This window comes from Sphingomonas sp. 28-62-20, assembly GCF_002281505.1.
In genome coordinates this window covers 35,017-52,392 of the sequence record NZ_NCGH01000004.1, presented here as the reverse complement: position 1 = coordinate 52,392, position 17,376 = coordinate 35,017, and the positions used below count along the sequence as shown (strand labels likewise).

15 protein-coding genes are annotated in these 17,376 nt (G+C 63.3%); 12 read left to right on the top strand and 3 right to left on the bottom strand.

From position 1 onward, the window contains the following. The first annotated feature begins 83 nt into the window (after positions 1 to 83). Positions 84 to 2,267 carry a TonB-dependent receptor gene (locus B7Y43_RS04335; protein WP_374130394.1) on the top strand — a complete coding sequence of 728 codons (2,184 nt, stop codon included), beginning with the start codon at positions 84 to 86 and terminating at the stop codon, positions 2,265 to 2,267. Positions 2,268 to 2,376: 109 nt separating this feature from the next. Here the strand turns inward: B7Y43_RS04335 and galE are convergent, their stop codons facing one another. Then, positions 2,377 to 3,390, bottom strand: coding sequence for a UDP-glucose 4-epimerase (gene galE, locus B7Y43_RS04330; RefSeq protein ID WP_374130393.1), 1,014 nt, complete (start codon positions 3,388 to 3,390; stop codon positions 2,377 to 2,379). A 97-nt stretch (positions 3,391 to 3,487) separates the two neighbouring features. Here galE and msrA point away from each other — a divergent pair, with 97 nt between their 5' ends. Further along, entirely contained in the window at positions 3,488 to 4,036 is a 549-nt protein-coding gene (gene msrA / locus B7Y43_RS04325; protein WP_374130392.1) for a peptide-methionine (S)-S-oxide reductase MsrA, read from the top strand. A 3-nt stretch (positions 4,037 to 4,039) separates the two neighbouring features. On the opposite strand, the gene B7Y43_RS04320 is transcribed toward msrA, so the two are convergent. Beyond that, positions 4,040 to 5,002 carry an L-threonylcarbamoyladenylate synthase gene (locus B7Y43_RS04320; RefSeq protein ID WP_374130391.1) on the bottom strand — a complete coding sequence of 321 codons (963 nt, stop codon included), beginning with the start codon at positions 5,000 to 5,002 and terminating at the stop codon, positions 4,040 to 4,042. Positions 5,003 to 5,050: 48 nt separating this feature from the next. On the opposite strand from B7Y43_RS04320, the gene B7Y43_RS04315 reads away from it, so the two are divergent. Beyond that, complete coding sequence (locus tag B7Y43_RS04315; protein WP_374130390.1) at positions 5,051 to 6,769, top strand: acyl-CoA dehydrogenase; 1,719 nt, start codon at positions 5,051 to 5,053, stop codon at positions 6,767 to 6,769. Positions 6,770 to 6,901: 132 nt separating this feature from the next. On the opposite strand, the gene B7Y43_RS04310 is transcribed toward B7Y43_RS04315, so the two are convergent. Continuing rightward, positions 6,902 to 7,711, bottom strand: coding sequence for a flagellin (locus B7Y43_RS04310; protein ID WP_374130389.1), 810 nt, complete (start codon positions 7,709 to 7,711; stop codon positions 6,902 to 6,904). 274 nt (positions 7,712 to 7,985) lie between these two features. Between B7Y43_RS04310 and B7Y43_RS04305 the strand changes: the two genes are divergently transcribed. From B7Y43_RS04305 to fliL, 9 genes are read left to right on the top strand one after another with little or no spacing between them, the layout of a single operon-like run. Further along, the gene (locus tag B7Y43_RS04305) at positions 7,986 to 9,269 is read left to right on the top strand and encodes a sigma-54-dependent Fis family transcriptional regulator (protein WP_374130388.1); all 1,284 of its coding nucleotides are present in this window, start codon (positions 7,986 to 7,988) and stop codon (positions 9,267 to 9,269) included. Continuing rightward, positions 9,266 to 9,628, top strand: a complete 363-nt coding sequence (gene fliE, locus B7Y43_RS04300; RefSeq protein ID WP_374130387.1) for a flagellar hook-basal body complex protein FliE — start codon at positions 9,266 to 9,268, stop codon at positions 9,626 to 9,628. Before B7Y43_RS04305 ends, fliE begins: the two co-directional genes overlap by 4 nt. 3 nt (positions 9,629 to 9,631) lie before the next feature. Then, positions 9,632 to 11,341, top strand: a complete 1,710-nt coding sequence (fliF, locus tag B7Y43_RS04295; RefSeq protein WP_374130386.1) for a flagellar M-ring protein FliF — start codon at positions 9,632 to 9,634, stop codon at positions 11,339 to 11,341. Further along, positions 11,341 to 12,348, top strand: coding sequence for a flagellar motor switch protein FliG (gene fliG, locus B7Y43_RS04290; protein ID WP_374130385.1), 1,008 nt, complete (start codon positions 11,341 to 11,343; stop codon positions 12,346 to 12,348). The genes fliF and fliG overlap by 1 nt, the downstream gene beginning before the upstream one ends. Next, positions 12,341 to 13,075, top strand: a complete 735-nt coding sequence (locus B7Y43_RS04285; RefSeq protein ID WP_374130384.1) for a FliH/SctL family protein — start codon at positions 12,341 to 12,343, stop codon at positions 13,073 to 13,075. The genes fliG and B7Y43_RS04285 overlap by 8 nt, the downstream gene beginning before the upstream one ends. Then, positions 13,069 to 14,397 (top strand): FliI/YscN family ATPase, encoded by a 1,329-nt coding sequence (locus B7Y43_RS04280; RefSeq protein WP_374130383.1) that lies wholly within the window; start codon positions 13,069 to 13,071, stop codon positions 14,395 to 14,397. The genes B7Y43_RS04285 and B7Y43_RS04280 overlap by 7 nt, the downstream gene beginning before the upstream one ends. Beyond that, positions 14,390 to 14,812 carry a hypothetical protein gene (locus B7Y43_RS04275; protein WP_374130382.1) on the top strand — a complete coding sequence of 141 codons (423 nt, stop codon included), beginning with the start codon at positions 14,390 to 14,392 and terminating at the stop codon, positions 14,810 to 14,812. The genes B7Y43_RS04280 and B7Y43_RS04275 overlap by 8 nt, the downstream gene beginning before the upstream one ends. 36 nt (positions 14,813 to 14,848) lie before the next feature. Further along, a complete protein-coding gene (locus B7Y43_RS04270) occupies positions 14,849 to 16,741 on the top strand; it encodes a flagellar hook-length control protein FliK (protein ID WP_374130381.1) in 1,893 nt (630 codons plus the stop codon). 17 nt (positions 16,742 to 16,758) lie between these two features. Beyond that, positions 16,759 to 17,376: a flagellar basal body-associated protein FliL gene (gene fliL / locus B7Y43_RS04265; RefSeq protein WP_374130380.1), complete on the top strand. Its 618-nt coding sequence runs from the start codon at positions 16,759 to 16,761 to the stop codon at positions 17,374 to 17,376.

Sequence of the window (17,376 nt, the reverse complement as noted above, 5' to 3'; positions counted from 1 at the left end):
TTGCGAGAATGCGGCGAAAGCATTTGATACTTTATACCATCACATTATACGCGGCGCCATTGAGTCCAATTCCGGGGTAGAAAATGATTCGTACAACGATGCTGACTGGTGTTGCGCTAATGGCGCTGGTCCCCGTTCACGCCGTGGCGGCCCCAGCCGCTCGCGCCGGAGCGGCACCCGCGCCTGTCGCACCGCCCTTGGCCGCGGCGCCCATCGATGCGCAGGAAGCGTCGCGCGAAGATATCATCATCACTGCCCCGGTTCAGCGGCGCGAGGACGAAGTGTTGCAGGGGACATCGGTCCTGAAGGGGGACGCGTTGACGCGCAGTCTGCGCCCGACGATCGGCGAAACACTGGCGCAGTTGCCTGGCGTGTCAGCAACATCGTTCGGCCCCAATTCGTCCCGCCCGGTGCTGCGCGGTCTGCAGGGGGAGCGCATTCGCGTGCTGACCGATGGGATTGGATCGATCGATGTGTCGAACACCTCGGTCGATCATGCGGTAGCGATAAACCCGTTGCTGGCTGACCGAATCGAAGTCTTGCGCGGGCCGAGCGCGCTGCTGTTTGGGTCGTCGGCCCTTGGCGGTGTCGTCAACGTCATCGATTCGCGCATCCCGCGCGCCATTCCGGAAAATGGCTTCCGCCTGAGCGGCATCGGCACCTATGGCAGTGCTGCCGATGAGCGGACGGGCCAGCTCGCCGGTGATGTCGCGCTTGGCCGGTTGGTGTTGCATGCCGATGGGTCCTACACCGCCACCAGCGATCTGCGGATCGGCGGCTTTGCGCTGACCCCGGCTCGCCGCGCCGAGGCACTGGCATCGAGCCTTGTTCCACCCGATCCGGCCGATCCCGAACCGATCAATTTCGCCGCCAATGCCGCGATCCGCAACCGGTTGCCCAATACAGCGAGCGAAACATGGACGGCTGGCTTTGGTGCCTCTTATATCGGCGATACCGGCATGATCGGCATCTCCTATGGCCATTATGACAGCCTCTACGGCGTGCCTGTCCGCTATGCGACGCAGCTTGGCGAAGGGCAGGAAGCACCCCGGATCGATATCGTCCAGAACCGTGTCGATCTGCGGGCCGAGGTCGAGACGGGCGGCGAGATTCTGGAGCGGATCAAATTCCGCGCTGGCCACGCCACCTATCGCCATTTCGAACTGGAGCCCGATGGCGAGATTGCCACGCGCTTCTTCAATAACGGCCTCGAAGGAAGGCTTGAAATCATCCAGGCCAAGCGCGGGGTCTGGTCCGGTGCGTCGGGGGTTCAATTTTTCAACCGCCAGTTCAACGTTGACGGCGAAGAGGCCTTCCTGCCCCGCAGCGAGACCAATCAGACCGGCCTGTTCACGCTTCAGCAGCTCGATTTCGGTCGCTTCAAGGCCGAAGCGGGTGCGCGTTATGAGTTCACTGATCTCTCGGCACGTACCCCCGACGGCGATCTGCGTTTTTTCGACGGCAGGCGTGATTTTGGGGCGTTCTCGGGGTCAATTGGCGGGTCCTATGGCCTTACGGATAATGTCCGTGCCGGCCTGAACTTCTCTTACACCGAACGCGCGCCATCAGCCGAGGAATTGTTCGCCAATGGCGGGCACCCCGCCACCCAGGCCTATGAACTGGGCAATCCCACTTTCCGGCTCGAACGGTCAGTCGGCATCGAAGCCACGCTTCACGCGCATGGTGACGGATATAGTTTCGACCTTGCCGCCTATTACAATGATTTCAGTAACTTCATCTCCGAAAACCAGGTTGATCAGGCAGTATGCGAAGCTGCCGCATCCCCCAGTGGGCGCGACGTCGATTTGCCATGCTTCCAGTTCCTGCAGGGCGATGCGCGCTATTACGGTGTCGAGGCCAAGGGGTCGCTCACGCTCGGCCAGATCGCCGATTTCAAGATCAATGCCGATCTGCTCGGCGATTATGTGCGGGCTGATCTCGACAATCTGGGCCCTGCCCCGCGCATCCCGCCCGCACGCGTCCTGGGCGGGTTGGAGGCGCAATCCGATCGCATCAATGGCCGGGTTGAGGTTGAGCATGTCTTTGTGCAAAATCGCCTGGCAGGCTTCGAAACGCGGACCGTCGACTACACAATGGTCAATGCTTCGATCGCATTCAGCCCGTTCGGGCGTGACAGCGGCACGACGTTGCTGGTCAGCGCGAACAACCTGTTCGATGTCGATGCCCGCCGCCATGCGAGCTTCCTCAAGGATTTCGCGCCGCTCGCCGGGCGCGACATCCGGGTAACCGCGCGGTTTGGGTTTTAGGGTCACGCAGAGGCTGCATCTGTCAAACCCCCGTTCGGGCTGAGCGAAGTCGAAGCCCAGGGACTGCGCATGCCCTTCGACTTCGCTCAGGGCGAACGGCTGTGGTGATTTAGGATTGGCGCTGTGGTTCGGCCTGCTCCGCCAGCTTGCGCTCCCACGCCAGCGCGTGGCCGACGATCGTGTCGAGATCGTCGAGCTGCGGCCGCCAGGGCAGGGTGGCCAGGATCGCGCTGTTATCCGCCACCAGCGCATCGGGATCGCCCGCGCGCCTGCCCTGATAGCGGCGATCGATCGTCCGGTTGGTCACCCGATCAACCGCGTCGAGCACATCGTTGACTGAATAGCCCCGGCCATAGCCCGCGTTCATGATGTGGCTGTCGCCTGGCCGGGCGATTAAGAGATCGAGCGCATGGACATGGGCAGCGGCAAGATCGCTGACATGGATGTAATCACGCACGCCGGTGCCGTCGGGCGTCGCGAAGTCCGTCCCGAAAATGCCGACATGGTCACGCTTGCCGGTCGCTGCCTCGACCGCGACCTTGATGAGATGCGTCGCCCCCGCCGTCGATTGGCCCGACCGCCCGAGCGGATCGGCACCCGCCACGTTGAAGTACCGCAGCGCACAGAAGTTCATCGGATGGGCGGCGGCGACGTCCTTCAGCATCGCCTCGGTCATCAGCTTGGACATACCATAGGGGTTGATCGGCCGGGTCGGGCTGTCTTCGCTGACCGGCACCTGATCAGGAATGCCATAGGTCGCCGCCGTCGACGAGAAGATGAAATGCGAGACACCGCACGCAACCGCGCTTTCGATCAGCGCGCGGCTGGCGACGGTGTTGTTGCGATAATATTTGAGCGGATCGCTGACCGATTCAGGCACAACTACCGATCCAGCGAAATGCATCACCGCACAAACATCGTGCGCGCGCATCGCCGCGCGGACGGCGGCATCATCCTCGATATTGGCCTGGATCAGCGTCGCGCGCGGATCAACCGCCCAGGCGAAACCCGTGACGAGATTGTCGACCACGACGACCGGCCAGCCGGCATCAAGCAGCGCGAGCACCGCATGGCTGCCGATATAGCCAGCCCCACCGGTGACCAGAACCGAACCCTTTTGCATCGCCACCGCTCCCGATTTGTAACCTTTGCCCTAGCAACAGCGATTGTCTGAGGCGAGCCCGTGCCTATCTAGGCGGGATGTTATTGAGGAGCGCATAATGACGACCGAAGTCGCAACCTTTGCCGGTGGATGTTTCTGGTGCACCGAAGCGGTGTTCAACGATGTGATCGGCGTGGAAAAGGTTGAAAGCGGTTATATCGGCGGTTCGGTGCCCGACCCGACCTATCGCCAGGTGTGCGGTGGCGATACCGGCCATGCCGAAGCGATCCGGATCACCTTTGATGCCGATCAGCTCACCTATGGCGACTTGCTCGACATGTTTTTTGCAACGCATGATCCAACGACGCTCAATCGCCAGGGCAATGATGTCGGCACGCAATATCGCTCCGCCATCTTCCCGCATTCTGACGACCAGCGCGACGAAGCGATTGCCGCGATCAAGCGCGCGTCGGCTGATTGGCCCGCACCGATCGTCACCACGATCGAGCCGCTCAGCACCTGGTATATCGCTGAAGATTATCACCAGGAATATTGGGGCGGCGACGGCCAGCGTAACCCCTATTGCCTGGCCGTGATCCCGCCCAAGCTCAACAAGCTGCGCAAGAGCTTTGCCGCACGATCCAAGACCGCGCAGGCGGTTGCCTGATCTTTAGCGCGTTGCTGCCCGCGTCAACCGGTCGTTGATCGCCACGCCCAGTCCTTCATTCGGCACGGGCGCAATCGCGATGCGCGATTTGGCCGACGCATCGGCGCGGTGCAGCGCGGCGAACAATTGCGTGGCGGCTTCGATCAGGTCGCCGGCGGGGGACAGGCTGTCATCGCCGCCGACCGCATCGAAGCCGATCAGCCATTCGTCCTTGGCAGCGGAGACCGCATTGAGCCTGAGCGGCTTGGCGGGCGCGTAATGGCTGGCCAGCTGGCCGGGGGCGATGATGGTGTCACCCGCGCTGGCGAGCGGCTGGCCAAGCAGCGCCTCAATCGCAGCGGCCTCGATCGGTCCGGGCCGCAGCAGGCGCGGCGGATCGCTGACGAAGCGGCTGGGCAAAATAATCGTCGATTCCAGCCCCGCCGGAGTCGCGCCGTCATTGATGATCAACGCAATCCGTCCGCCCAGGCTGGCCAGCACATGCGCGGCGCGGGTCGGGCTGATCGCGCCGCTGGCATTGGCGGATGGCGCGGCGAGCGGCTTGCCGGTCGCGGTGAGCAACGCCTGCATCGCGCGGTGGGCCGGTACGCGGATCGCGACGGTGGTGAGCCCGGCGGTGACAAGCCCGGCAATCGGGCTATCGGGGCGTAGCGGCAGCACCAAGGTTAGCGGGCCGGGCCAGAAGGCAGCAGCCAGTGCGCGGGCGTCATCGCTCAGAATCGCCAGACCCTCAGCCGCAGCAAGATCAGACACATGGACAATCAGCGGGTTGAAACTTGGCCGTCCCTTGGCGGCATAAATGCGCGCAACGGCGGCCGAGTCGGTCGCATCAGCGGCGAGCCCATAGACCGTCTCGGTTGGCACGGCGACGGGCTCGCCCGCCAAAATCAGCCTTGCCGCCTCGGCAATCGTAGCACTGCCGTAAGGTAAGGTACGGGTCTCAATGGGGGTATTTGGCGCGTCCACCCAGTGGCGCTATAGCGCCGGAGACTTGAGAACAAGAGAGGTTGCCCTGTGTTTACCCCCGCCGTTACCGAACAACGTTTCGTGCTCGATCATATCGTCAAGTTCGACGAGCTTGCCGCCAGCGACCGCTTCGCTTCCGCATCGAGCGATGTGGTCGATGCCGTGCTGGAGGGCGTCGGGGCGCTGGCCGAGGGGGAATGGGCGCCGTTGAGCCGGGTCGGGGACACCAATGGCCCAAAATGGACGCCCGATGGGGTGAAGATGCCCGCCGGGTTTGCTGATGCCTATCAGGCCTATGTTGAGGGCGGCTGGGGCACGATTGGCGTCGCCGAAGCCTTTGGTGGGCAGGGCATGCCGTTCGTTATTCAGACGGCGGTGCTGGATACATTGGGCGGTGCCAATCTGGGCTTTGCGCTCGCGCCGACGCTCACCGTTGGCGCGATTGAGGCGCTGTCGCATCATGGCAGCCCTGAACAGCAGGCGCTGTATCTTCCCCATCTCGCGACGGGTGCCTGGACGGGCACGATGAATCTGACCGAGCCGCAGGCGGGTTCCGATGTCGGCGCGGTCCGTGCCAAGGCGGAGCCGCTGGGCGGTGGCAAATGGTCGATTAGCGGCACCAAAATCTATATTTCGTTCGGGGATCACGATATGGCCGAAAACATCGTCCATCTCGTTCTGGCGCGCACCCCTGATGCGCCGCCGGGGACCAAGGGGCTGTCGCTGTTTCTGGTGCCCAAATATCGACTCGATGCCGATGGCAAGCCGGGTGACTTCAACGATGTCCGCGTTGTGTCGATCGAGCACAAGCTGGGCCTGCATGCCTCGCCGACCTGCGTGCTCAGCTTTGGCGACAATGGCGATTGCGTGGGCGAGCTGATTGGCGCGGAACTGGGCGGGATGCGCGGGATGTTCACGATGATGAACAATGCGCGGTTGAATGTGGGGTTGCAGGGTGTGCAGGTGTCTGAACGTGCGACCCAGACGGCGGTCGCCTATGCCCGTGATCGCGTGCAATCGGCGCGCGCCGTGGCGGGGCGTGATCCGGTGGCGATCATCGAGCATCCTGATGTTCGCCGCATGTTGATGCGGATGAAGGCACAAACTCAGGCGGCTCGCGCCCTGGTTTATCTGGCCGCGAGCCAGGTTGATCGCGCGACGCTGGGGGAGGCGGGCGCGCAGGCGCGGCTTGATCTGCTCACCCCGCTGGCCAAGGCGCATGGCACCGATATTGGCTGTGAAGTCAGCTCGCTCGCCATCCAGGTGCATGGCGGGATGGGCTATATCGAAGAGACGGGCGTGGCGCAGGGGTTTCGCGATGCCCGCATCACGCCGATTTATGAAGGCACGAACGGGATTCAGGCGGCCGATCTGGTCGGGCGCAAGCTCAGTATGGACAATGGCGGTGTGCTGAATGCGCTGATCGCTGACATGCGCGCCGAGGCCGAGGATGCCGGGCTGCGCGGGTTGATCGACGCGTGCGAGGAAGTCGCGCGGCGTTTGCTGGGCGTTGATGTCGATGATCGGCTGGCGGCGAGCTATCCGTTTTTGACGATGCTTTCCACGGCTGTGTGCGGCTGGCTGATGGAGCGGCAGGGGCGCATTGCGCGAACCGCTGAAGGCGATCCAGCGTTTCTGAAGATGAAACGCGCTGTCGCCGATTTCTATGTGGCGCAGATCGTGCCCGAGGCGATGGGCCTGAAGGCAGCGGCGATGGCGCCGGCCGCGATCCTGTATGCGCTTGAACCGGCCGCCTTTGCGGCCTGACCATTGGCGCTGAAATGAAGAAAAACCCCGGTGACTTTCGCCACCGGGGTCATCTGCACTCCTTTGGAAGCAAGGAGGGCCGGGCGGCTCCGACACCCTTGAAGGGGGGCGGTGCCGGAGCCGATCCTTTGCTTAGCGGAGCAGCTGGAGCACGCCCTGCTGCGACTGGTTCGCCTGGCTGATCAGCGCAGTCGATGCCTGGCTGAGGATCTGTGCACGGGCCAGTTCGGTCGTTTCGGTCGAGAAATCGACGTCTTCGATGCGGCTGCGTGCGTCCGTCAGGTTAGCAACGCTGTTGGTCAGGTTGTTGATCACCGAGTTCAGGCGGCTTTGGCCTGCACCCAGCGTTGCCCGCGTCGTATTGGTTGCGGTCAATGCGGCGTCGATCGCGGTCAGCGCGGTGTTTGCGCCAGCAACGGTCGAAACGTCAGCCGCAATCGCGCCGGTCAGCGTGAGGCCACCAACGTTCAGCGTCACCGTGTCACCATTTGCCGAGCCGGTCTGGATGGCGACGGTTGCAGCGGCCGTCCCAATCAGGGCGACGCCGTTGAAGTTGGTGTCTGCCTGAAGGTCGGTCAGCTGGGCGGTAAGCTGCGTCACTTCGGCCTGCAGGTTGGTGCGATCGCCTGCCGAGTAGGTGCCCGAAGCCGACTGAACGGCAACTTCACGCAGACGCTGCAGAATGTTGGTCACTTCGCCGAGCGCGCCGTCAGCGGTCTGCGACAGTGCGATACCGTCGTTTGCGTTGCGGATTGCCTGGTTGGTGCCGCGGATCTGCGACGTGAACGAGGATGCAATGGCGAGGCCGGCGGCGTCGTCCTTTGCCGAGTTGATGCGCTTGCCGGTCGACAGGCGTTCAATGCTGTTGGTCAGCGCCGTGCTGGCGCGGTTGTTTGCGTTGCTGGCTTTCAGCGCGGCGACATTGGTTCCGATAACAGTCATGGTCGTATCTCCATTTGCCTGACGCTCTTTGTCGCCCCCCATCGGAAGAGCCGAGCCGTCAGCAAGGTAAACGACCGCTCGGCGTGGACATTAAGGGATTTCGAGAACCAATTCTGCACCCGCGCCAAATTATAGGCGCGCCCTTGCCGCTCTGCTGCCGATTCCGGCGGTCTTACGCCCCACCAAGGCGGAAAATAATTGCCGGGCGGCGGCCATGGTTAACTGTTGATTTACCAGAATTGCCGCATGTCATGTGCATCCAAGGGGGAATTTAATGCGTTCCATCTATCCATCGGCAGCAGTGCTTCGGCAGAAATATGCGCTGATCTCCTCGCTCCGCAGCCAGGGCTTTGCGATCGGCACTGACGATAGCAAGCCGCAGCCGGGCGATTTGTTCGTGATCGCAGAAGGTGAAGCGCCGCCCGCGCCCGCGCGGACGGTGATCATCGGCGATGCCGGCCGTTATGTGGTGCCGTCGCGCGACGGCCATCCGGCCCGCATCGCCTATCCGCCTGAAGATGCCGCCGTTGGCGACGGATTTGCCCGCGCGCTTGTCGCTGGCACTGACATGCCAACGGCCGCCGATCCTGAAAGCCTGGCACTCTATGCGCTGGCAGAACGCGTTGCGGCGGCGGACATTACGGTCCTGATCAATGGCCCGACCGGCACGGGCAAGGAAGTGCTCGCCCGCGCGATCCACAATGGATCGCAGCGCAAAGATGGCCCGTTTGTCGCCATCAACTGCGCGGCATTGCCCGAAACGATGTTGGAGGCATTGTTGTTCGGCCATCAGAAGGGCTCGTTTACCGGCGCGTCATCGGGTGGCGAGGGATTTTTCCGCGCGGCCAATGGCGGCACCTTGCTGCTTGACGAAATTGCCGAAATGCCGATCCAGCTACAGGCGAAGTTGCTCCGTGCCTTGCAGGAGCGCGAGGTGGTGCCGCTCGGCGCGTCAGTGCCAGAGCCGATTGACGTGCGCGTCATTGCTTGCGCCAACCGCGATTTGCAGATCGAGGTCGCCGAAGGGCGGTTCCGCGCCGATCTTTATTACCGGCTGAGCGTTTTTCCGCTTTCCACCAAGCCATTGGCCGAGCGCCGCCTTGATATTGCGGCGCTTACCGCGACGATGGTGCTGCGCCATGCGGTTGGCCGCGCAACGATTCCCTGGCCCGACGCCTCGGCAATCGATGTGCTCGTCCAGCATGACTGGCCGGGCAATGTCCGCGAGCTTGAAAATGTGATCCAGCGCGCCCTGCTCTTTGCGGCCGGCGATACGATCAGCGCTGCCCATATCCTGTTCGATCGCCCGGCTCAGGCGGCAATGCCCGCACCCGTGCGGGATGCGACGCCAGCGACCTTGGGCAACATCGTCCAGATGTCGGAATTTCAGGCCATTCGCGAAACGTTGATGGCGTGCGGCGGCAGCCGGATCGAAACCGCGCGGCGGCTGGGCATTTCGGAACGCACCTTGCGCTACCGGTTGGCCAAGGCCCGCGAACAAGGTGAGGACATCGCCCCAGCCTATGGCAACGGGTATAGCAAGGTGGCATCGGCATGAGCAGTATCGGTGGTGTCGGCGGCCCAATGGGGGTCGATCGGGTGCTCGCGTTGCGGGCGCAGATCCTTGAGAAAAATCAGGCGCTGCAACGCGCCACCGCCGGTGCGGCGACTCCGGTCGGCCAGCCAGCCAGTGAAACGACCAGCTTTGGGGCGACGCTCCAGGGGGTCCTGGATGGCGTCAACGGCGCGCAGAGCAAAGCGAGCACGCTCAGCAGTGCTTATGAGCGCGGTGAGAATGTCGACATCGCCAAGGTGATGTTGGCGCGCCAGGAAGCCTCGATCGGCTTTGAAGCGACGCTGCAGGTCAGGAACAAGCTTCTGTCCGCTTACAAGGACATCATGAGCATGCCGGTTTAATCGATGAGCAACCAACTCACCCCCGCCACGCCCGTTATGCCGGAGCGTTTTGCCAACCCGATCCGCCAGATCGGATCGATTTTGCAGCAGCCAGCCGTGCGGCGCAGCTTGCCGATGATCATGCTGGTTAGCCTGGTCGCGGCCGCAGCGCTTGCCTGGATGACGCTGGCGACACCGCAGCAGAAAACCTTGTTTTCTGGGCTGCCTGACAGCGACAAGGCGGCGGTGACAGCGGCGCTGCAACAGGCCAATATCACGGCCCGCATTGATGAAGGCAGTGGCGCGCTCACCGTTAACGAGGATGATTATTCGCGGGCCCGTATCTTGCTCGCCGGCCAGGGCCTGCCCAAGGCGGCGCCGGGCGGCTACCAGATTTTGGACAGTCTGCCGATGGGCGTGTCGCGCGCGGTTGAAGGCGAGCGGTTGCGCCAGGCGCGCGAGACCGAACTTGCTCGATCGATCCAGGAAATTGATTCGGTGGCGGAAGCGCGCGTGCATCTGGCCATGCCGGAGACAAGCGTGTTCGTGCGCGATAATGCCGCACCCTCCGCCTCGGTGATCCTGAAGCTCCAGCCCGGTCGCAGCCTTTCAGAAGCGCAGGTCAGCTCGATCATCAATCTGGTTGCCTCGTCCGTGCCCGGCATGAAGACCGATGCGGTTACCGTCGTCGATCAGATGGGCGCGCTGCTCACGCACGTGAAGGGTCAGGATTCAACCACGCTGGCCGGTGATGCGCGGATCGATTTTCAACGCCGGATTGAGGACAAATATCGCGCCCAATTGCTGCAATTGCTGACGCCGCTTTTTGGTCCGGGCAATTTCTCGGCCGAAATCCAGGCTGAAGTTGATCTCGACGAAACCCAGGCGACGCGCGAAAGCTATGACAAGCAGGGTGCGCTCCGCGCTGAACAGGGCAATTGGACTGGCGTCGGCGCTGCTGGCGCAGACCAGGCGCCAGGCGGCATTCCCGGTGCGCTGTCCAATTCCGCGACCCCGGCATCGACCGTCACCAACGCCAGCAAAACGCCTGCCGCAGCGGCAACCCCGGCGGCTGGTGCGACGCCAACGCCCCCACCCGCAACCGATAGCCCGGCGAAACAGGCGGAAAACTACGCCCGCGCTTATGATCTGGGCAAGGAAATCTCGGTCACCCGCGCCATGCCCGGCACGGTCAAGCGGCTGTCGGTCGCTGTGTTGCTGCGCGATCCCGAAGGGAGCAAGCCGCGCAGCCCGGTGGAGATTCAGCAGATAACGTCACTAGTTCGGGCGGCGGTGGGCTATGATGCCGCGCGCAATGATCAGGTCACCGTGATCGCTCGCAAATTTGCGCCATCAGTGACGCTTGATGAAAAGCCCGCCTGGTATGATGCCGCCTGGCTGCCCATCGTTGCCCGCAATGTAACGGCAATCCTGATCGCGGTGATGGTGCTGTTCCTGGGGATCCGCCCGCTTGCCAAGGCCGTATTGAAAAAGCGCGATGAGGCGCCAGCGCCGTCGCGCAACGCGGTTGGGGTGGCGCTATCGGGCGGGCACATGGCCGGCACGGCGGCACCGCAGATGCAGGATGGCGTTCCCATTCCGGTGAGCATCGAGATGATCGATAATGCGCGGAATTTTGACGATCGCATCGGCATTGTCCGCGGCTTTACCCGGGACAATCCCTCCCGCGCGGCGCTTGCCGTGCGCGACATGATCAAGGCGGATGCAAGCTGATGGAACAGCCGATCAAGAGCTACACCGGCGTCGAACGGGCAGCCGTGCTGATGATGCTGGTCGGCGACGACGAAGCCGCAGCGATCCTGCAAAAGCTGGATCCAGAAGAGGTGCGCCAGCTTGGCAAGGCGATGTTTGCGGTCGCCGATGTCAGCGAGATTGAGGTTGAAACCGTGCTCGACGATTTCGTCGGCAAGGCGCGTGCCCGCACCGGGGTTGGCTTTGATCCACGCCCGCGCATCGAATCGATGATGAACCGCGCGCTTGGCCAGGAAAAGGCAGACAGCGTGCTGGCCCGGATCACCCCGCCCGCCGATGCGTGCCAGATTGACCTGCTCGACTGGCTCGATGCGAGCGAGATCGCCGGGTTGATCGAAAAGGAACATCCGCAAATTGCAGCGGTGCTGATCGCCAATCTCGATCCCGCGGTCGGCGCGCAAGTGCTCGAATTGCTGCCCGATGGGGTGCAGCCCGATGTGCTTCACCGCATTGCCAGGCTGGGCCCGATCACGCCCGAGGCGGTCGAGACGCTGAAAACTATGCTGACGGGCCGGATCACCGCGAGCCAGCAATCAAATGGTGTGTTGCTTGGCGGCACCCGCGAGGCGGCGAAGATCATGTCGAGCGCGCGCAAGACGACCGAAGCGCGCGTGATGCCGAAGTTGTTCAAGATCGATCGCGAAACCGCCAAGGCGATCGAAGAGGCAATGTTCGTCTTCGACAATCTGCTCGAACTGGACGACAAGAATCTCGGCACTCTTATCCGCAATATCGATGGCGATATTCTGGTGCGCGCGCTCAAGGGGGTCGACGAATCGATGCGCGGCCGTTTCCTGGCCTGCATGTCGAGCCGTGCCGCAGACGGTATTCGCGACGAGCTGGAATCGCGCGGGCCGATGCGTCTGTCCGAAGTGCTCGAGGCGCAGAAATCGATGATTCAGATCGCGCGGACCCTGGCCAAGGAAGGCACGATCATGATGGGCGGAGGCGACGACGATTATGTCTAATTTTGCCGCCGGATTTTCGGCGCGTCACGATGCCGCTGCCCAGGCGTTGCACCGTGCCATTGATGATGAACCGCAGGGATTTGCCCCTGCGGATCTGAAGGCGCGGGCGGTTGGCCGGGGGCGCCCCAAATCCTTTGCACCGCAAGAATCGAGCCCCAAGAGCTTCAGTCCCGCCGATCCCGCGAATGACCCAACCCAGGGCTGGGACCCGCTTAATCCGCAGACCGAGCCGACCGGCTTTGTCGATCCGATTGAGACGGCCCGCGCGAACGGCTTTGCCGAGGGCGTGGCGCATGGTCGCGATCTGGAACGTCAAACCTATGAACGTGATGTGGCCTTGCTGCAGGCGCTGGCGCATGCGCTGAAGACCAGCGATCGGTTCGATCGCGACCAGCTTGCCCGTCAGTTGCGTGAATCGGTCTTGGTGCTGCTGACCAAATTGGTGGGCGAAGTGGGCATTTCCGCCGATCTGCTTGCCAGCCGCGTGGCCGCTGCCGCCGACATGCTCGCCGATAGTGCTGAATCAGCAACGCTGCGGGTTCATCCTGACGATAGCGCGTTGCTTGCCGACAAACTGCCCGCGACGATCACGCTGGTGGGCGATGCGGCCATTGATCGCGGCAGCTTCCTGCTCGAATCGGCATCGACCATTGTTGAGGATGGGCCGGAATTATGGCTCGAACAGCTTGCCCAAGCGATTGATCGCGTCGCTGTGCCTTCATGCTGAACCGTTTTACCGCCGATTATCTCGATGGTATCGCTGCCGCTGACTTCGCGCCGCGACCGCGCGTTTCGGGGCGGCTTGCTTCGTTTGACGGGTTGCTGATGGAGGCGACGGGCTTGTCGCTACCGGTCGGCACAATTTGTTCGATTGGCACGGGCAAGGGCCGGGTTGAAGGCGAAGTGATCGGTTTTCGCGGTGGCCGCACCTTGCTGATGAATCTCGGCGGGCCAGCACCATTGTTGCCGCAAGCCCCGGTTCGCCCGCTTGGTGCGCCGGGCGAAGCGGAGGTGGGGGCCGCTTTGCTTGGCCGCGTGGTCGATGGGGCGGGCAAGCCAATCGATGGGCTAGGCCCGATCCGAGGCGCGGGCCATTGGCCGATTGCCGGCAAACTGCAAAACCCGCTCGATCGCGGGCGCGTGCTGACGCCGATGGATGTCGGCGTCCGCGCGATCAATGGCTTGCTCACGATTGGGCAGGGCCAGCGGATCGGCATCATGGCGGGGTCGGGCGTCGGGAAATCAGTGCTGCTCGGCATGATCGTGCGCGCCGCTGCCGCTGATGTGATCGTGATCGGCCTGATCGGTGAACGCAGCCGTGAGGTCGCTGATTTTCTGGAGACCAAGGTGGCGGGCGAGGCGCGGCAACGCGCGGTGATTGTCGCGGTGCCGGCCAATCATTCGCCGGTGCTGCGCATTCGCGGTGCGCTGCGGGCGACGGCGATTGCCGAAGCGTTTCGCGCCGAGGGCAAGAATGTGCTGCTGATCATGGATTCGCTGACGCGTGTCGCGCATGCCGGGCGCGAGATTGGCCTGGCGCTTGGCGAACCCGCCAGCGCCCGCGGCTATCCGCCTTCTGCCATCGCGATGCTGCCCAATTTGATCGAGCGGGCCGGTACCTGCGTTTCGTCGGGCGGGTCGATCACGGCAATCTACACCGTGCTTGCCGACGGCGATGACGGCAATGATCCGGTCGTCGACAGTGCGCGGTCGATCCTGGACGGGCATATCGTGCTGTCGCGTCAGCTCGCCGAACGCGGCATCTATCCCGCGATCGATATTGGCCCCTCGGTCAGCCGGGTGATGACCGATATCACCACCAAACCGCACCAGCGCGCCGCCCGCGTGCTGCGCGGGCATCTGGCCACCTATGAGGAAAACCGCGACCTTGTGCTGATGGGCGCCTATCGCGCCGGCGCCGATCCTGCGATTGATCAGGCCATCGCCAGCCATGGCGCGATCACGGAATATATCCGCCAGGGTTCAGATGACGTCGTCTCGCTGGATGATGCCGTGGCCGAGCTGACCGGCGTCTTTGGTGATGGCTAAGCGCGGGGTTTCGCTCGATCGGATCCTGCGGGTGCGGACGCTGCAATTGGGGCTGGTCCGCGCGGCGGAGGAGCAGGCGCGGGAAAAGGTCGCCAGCGAGGATGCGTTGCGCCACCGCATCGCTCAGCTCGCCCAGAACGTGGCGCCTGAACAAAGCGCAGCCGAAGCCTTTTCGTTCATCGCCGCTGCCCATTTTCGGGACCGCCTTCATCAGTCCGCTGTTGCCGCCGAATCGCGACTCCAGGCCGCAACGCGCAGCCTGGAACGCGCCAATGAGGCGACTCGGGAAGCCCGACGCGATCAATCAGCGATCGAAAAGCTGATCGCGCGTGATGATCAGGCCGCCGTGATCAAGGCGATGCGCGCGCTCGAAGAAGCGCCAGCGATCCGCAAAAATCGGCACGATCCTTGCTAATCACCTGATGGGCGATTGCGCCCATTGGGTTTTTGCATGTTCGAACTGTCACCATCGCCTGCCATTGCCAGCCCGTTCTTGCCGATAGCGGCCCCGTCTTCGGGCGCATCGGGCGATTTCGCGCAGGCGCTGGCGGCATTGGTCACTCAGCACGATACCGATCCGCCTGTCATCCCGGTATCTGGATCGACGCCGGTTGCGCCCCCGCTGCCGACGGTGTTGCAGACGGGGTTGCCGATTGGGCGGCAAACACTTGCCGACATCGGCAAGACGCTGCCTGCGTCGCCGCTGGTTGCCGGTCCGCCATCGCCGGGCGTCCTTACGCCGCTGGTCGCGACTGCCGACCTGGCATTGACCGTTGCCGGTGATGATGCAGTGCCGCTGGCGGATGGCGATCTCCCGGCGCCACCAGCGCGCTCCGCCTCCCAGCCCAAAGCGGCCCGCTTCACCGCCCGTTCGGAGACGCTGCCGATCGATCAGCAGATCGTAAAACCGGCATCTGCATTGGGCGAAACTTCCCGCGCCAAGCGCAGCGCTGGCGATTCGGCGACCGATGCTCAAGACAATCGGGGCGAGCCCGCGTCCTCGCCGGTGGTTTCATCGATCACGCCTGATCGCGAAGCGACGATCGCGACTGTGGCGCTTCGTGGCTCGCCAGGCCGGTCGCTAGTTCTCGGCGGCATTCCGAGTGCTAAGCGCGATGAAGCCGATCAGGCTAATGATGCGCCGGTCAGTGAGCGCGCGGCCGCGTCGTTATTGGTGTTTTCCCTGCCGTCGCCAAACCCGCTCCCCGTGACTGCTGCTTCGGCGATCACGCCCGAACGCGAATCGACGATCCTGCCTGCAGCGTCCAGCGCCACGCCTGCCCGGTCGTCAGTCGCCGGCGGCATTCCAGTCGCTCGGCGCAATGCAGCCGATCCGGTGACCGATGCACAAGCCGACCAGAGCATAGCCACCCCATTGCCATTCTTCGCCGCGCCCTCGCCAACGCCACTGCCGGTGCCCGTTGCTTCGGCGCCCACGCCTGATTCCGAATCGACGATCCTGGCCACTGCGCCTGGTGCTTCGCTCGCCCGGCCGCCTGTGACGGTTGCGCGGCTGAACATTTCGGCTGAACCGTTGCCATTCGTGTCGCAAGGGGCAGGGAGCAGCCAAGCGCCATCGTTTGAGCTCCTCACCGCCCCGGCGCTGCCTTCCAGCGTGACCTCCAATGGTCAGCGCGCGTCGGCCTTGATCCCGGTCAGCCAGCCAATTTCACTCCAGCCCGATATTAAGCCGGAGCCAACAGCGCGGCTGATCCCACATTCGCCGCTGCCGACCCCCTTGATTGGATCGATAGTGCCAGCGGCGCGCGCTTTTGCGGCGGGAATCGCGGCAAGCGCAGTCCGCCCGTTGCGCGTAAAAAGCGATGATGGTGCTCCGGCCTCGTTGGGTGCACCGGCCCCTACTGCCGTGTTTCCGTCAGCGCCGGCAGAACAGACCGATACGCAAAGCGCGCCGATCGATATGCGCCGCGAGGATTGGGCGCGGGCGCTGATCGATCGTATTGATGCCAGCCAGGATGTCGCCAATGCCCGCGATACGCGGATCCGGCTGGTGCCCGATGCGCTCGGCAAGATTGATGTCGCGCTGCACCGGCAGGGCGATACGCTGCATGTCCATTTCACCGCCGATGTCCCGGCAACCCGCGCTTTGCTGGTTGAAGCGCAGCCTAGCCTGGCCGCGCTTGCCGATGCGCGCGGGCTGCGGCTGGGCGATGCCAGCGTCGATGGCAGCGCGCTGGCAACCAGCCAGGGCCAGAATCAGGGCCAGTCATTGGGCCAGGGCGCGGATCAGCGCCGCGCTCAGCCCGCGCCCGCAGCGCCGCCAAGCGCCACCCGAAACAATAGCGCCGATGCGTTGGCGGCTTCCGATCACCGTATTGCTTAGACCGAAGGGGAAACATCATGGCCAAATCTGAAGACAAGGACGTCGACGCTGCACCCAAGAAAAAGGGTGGCGCAAAAAAGTGGATCATCATCCTGGTGCTGCTGCTGGTTGTCATCGGTGGTGGGGTAGGCGGCGGCCTTTATGCGATGCAAGCCGGGTTGATCGGCGGTGGCGGCGAATCGCATGCGGCAGAACACGTCAACATGCCGCGCCTCGTCCCCAAAAGTGAACAAGTCCGTGGCGGCAATAAGGAAGATGGTCATGGCGGCGGCGGCGACAGCGGCGGCCATGAACCGATGGGCAAGGGCGGCGATAAATATGCCTCAACCTATTATGCGATGGAAAAGGAGTTCACCTCGAACCTGCGCGAAAGCGTCCATTTCATGCAAGTCGGCATCGCGGTTTCGACGCCTTATGACGAGCGGATCATCGAAAATCTGAAGACGCACGAGATCGCTGTCCGCTCGGCCATCCTGCTCGCGTTGGGCGATGCGACCGAGGAACAGGTGTTCGCCGTTGAAGGCAAACGTCAGCTCCAAATCCATCTCGTCCACGCCATTAACAAAGTTTTGAAGCAAAAAGAGGGATTCGGCGGCGTTGGTAACGTCTACTTTACCAATTTCGTTGTTCAGTGA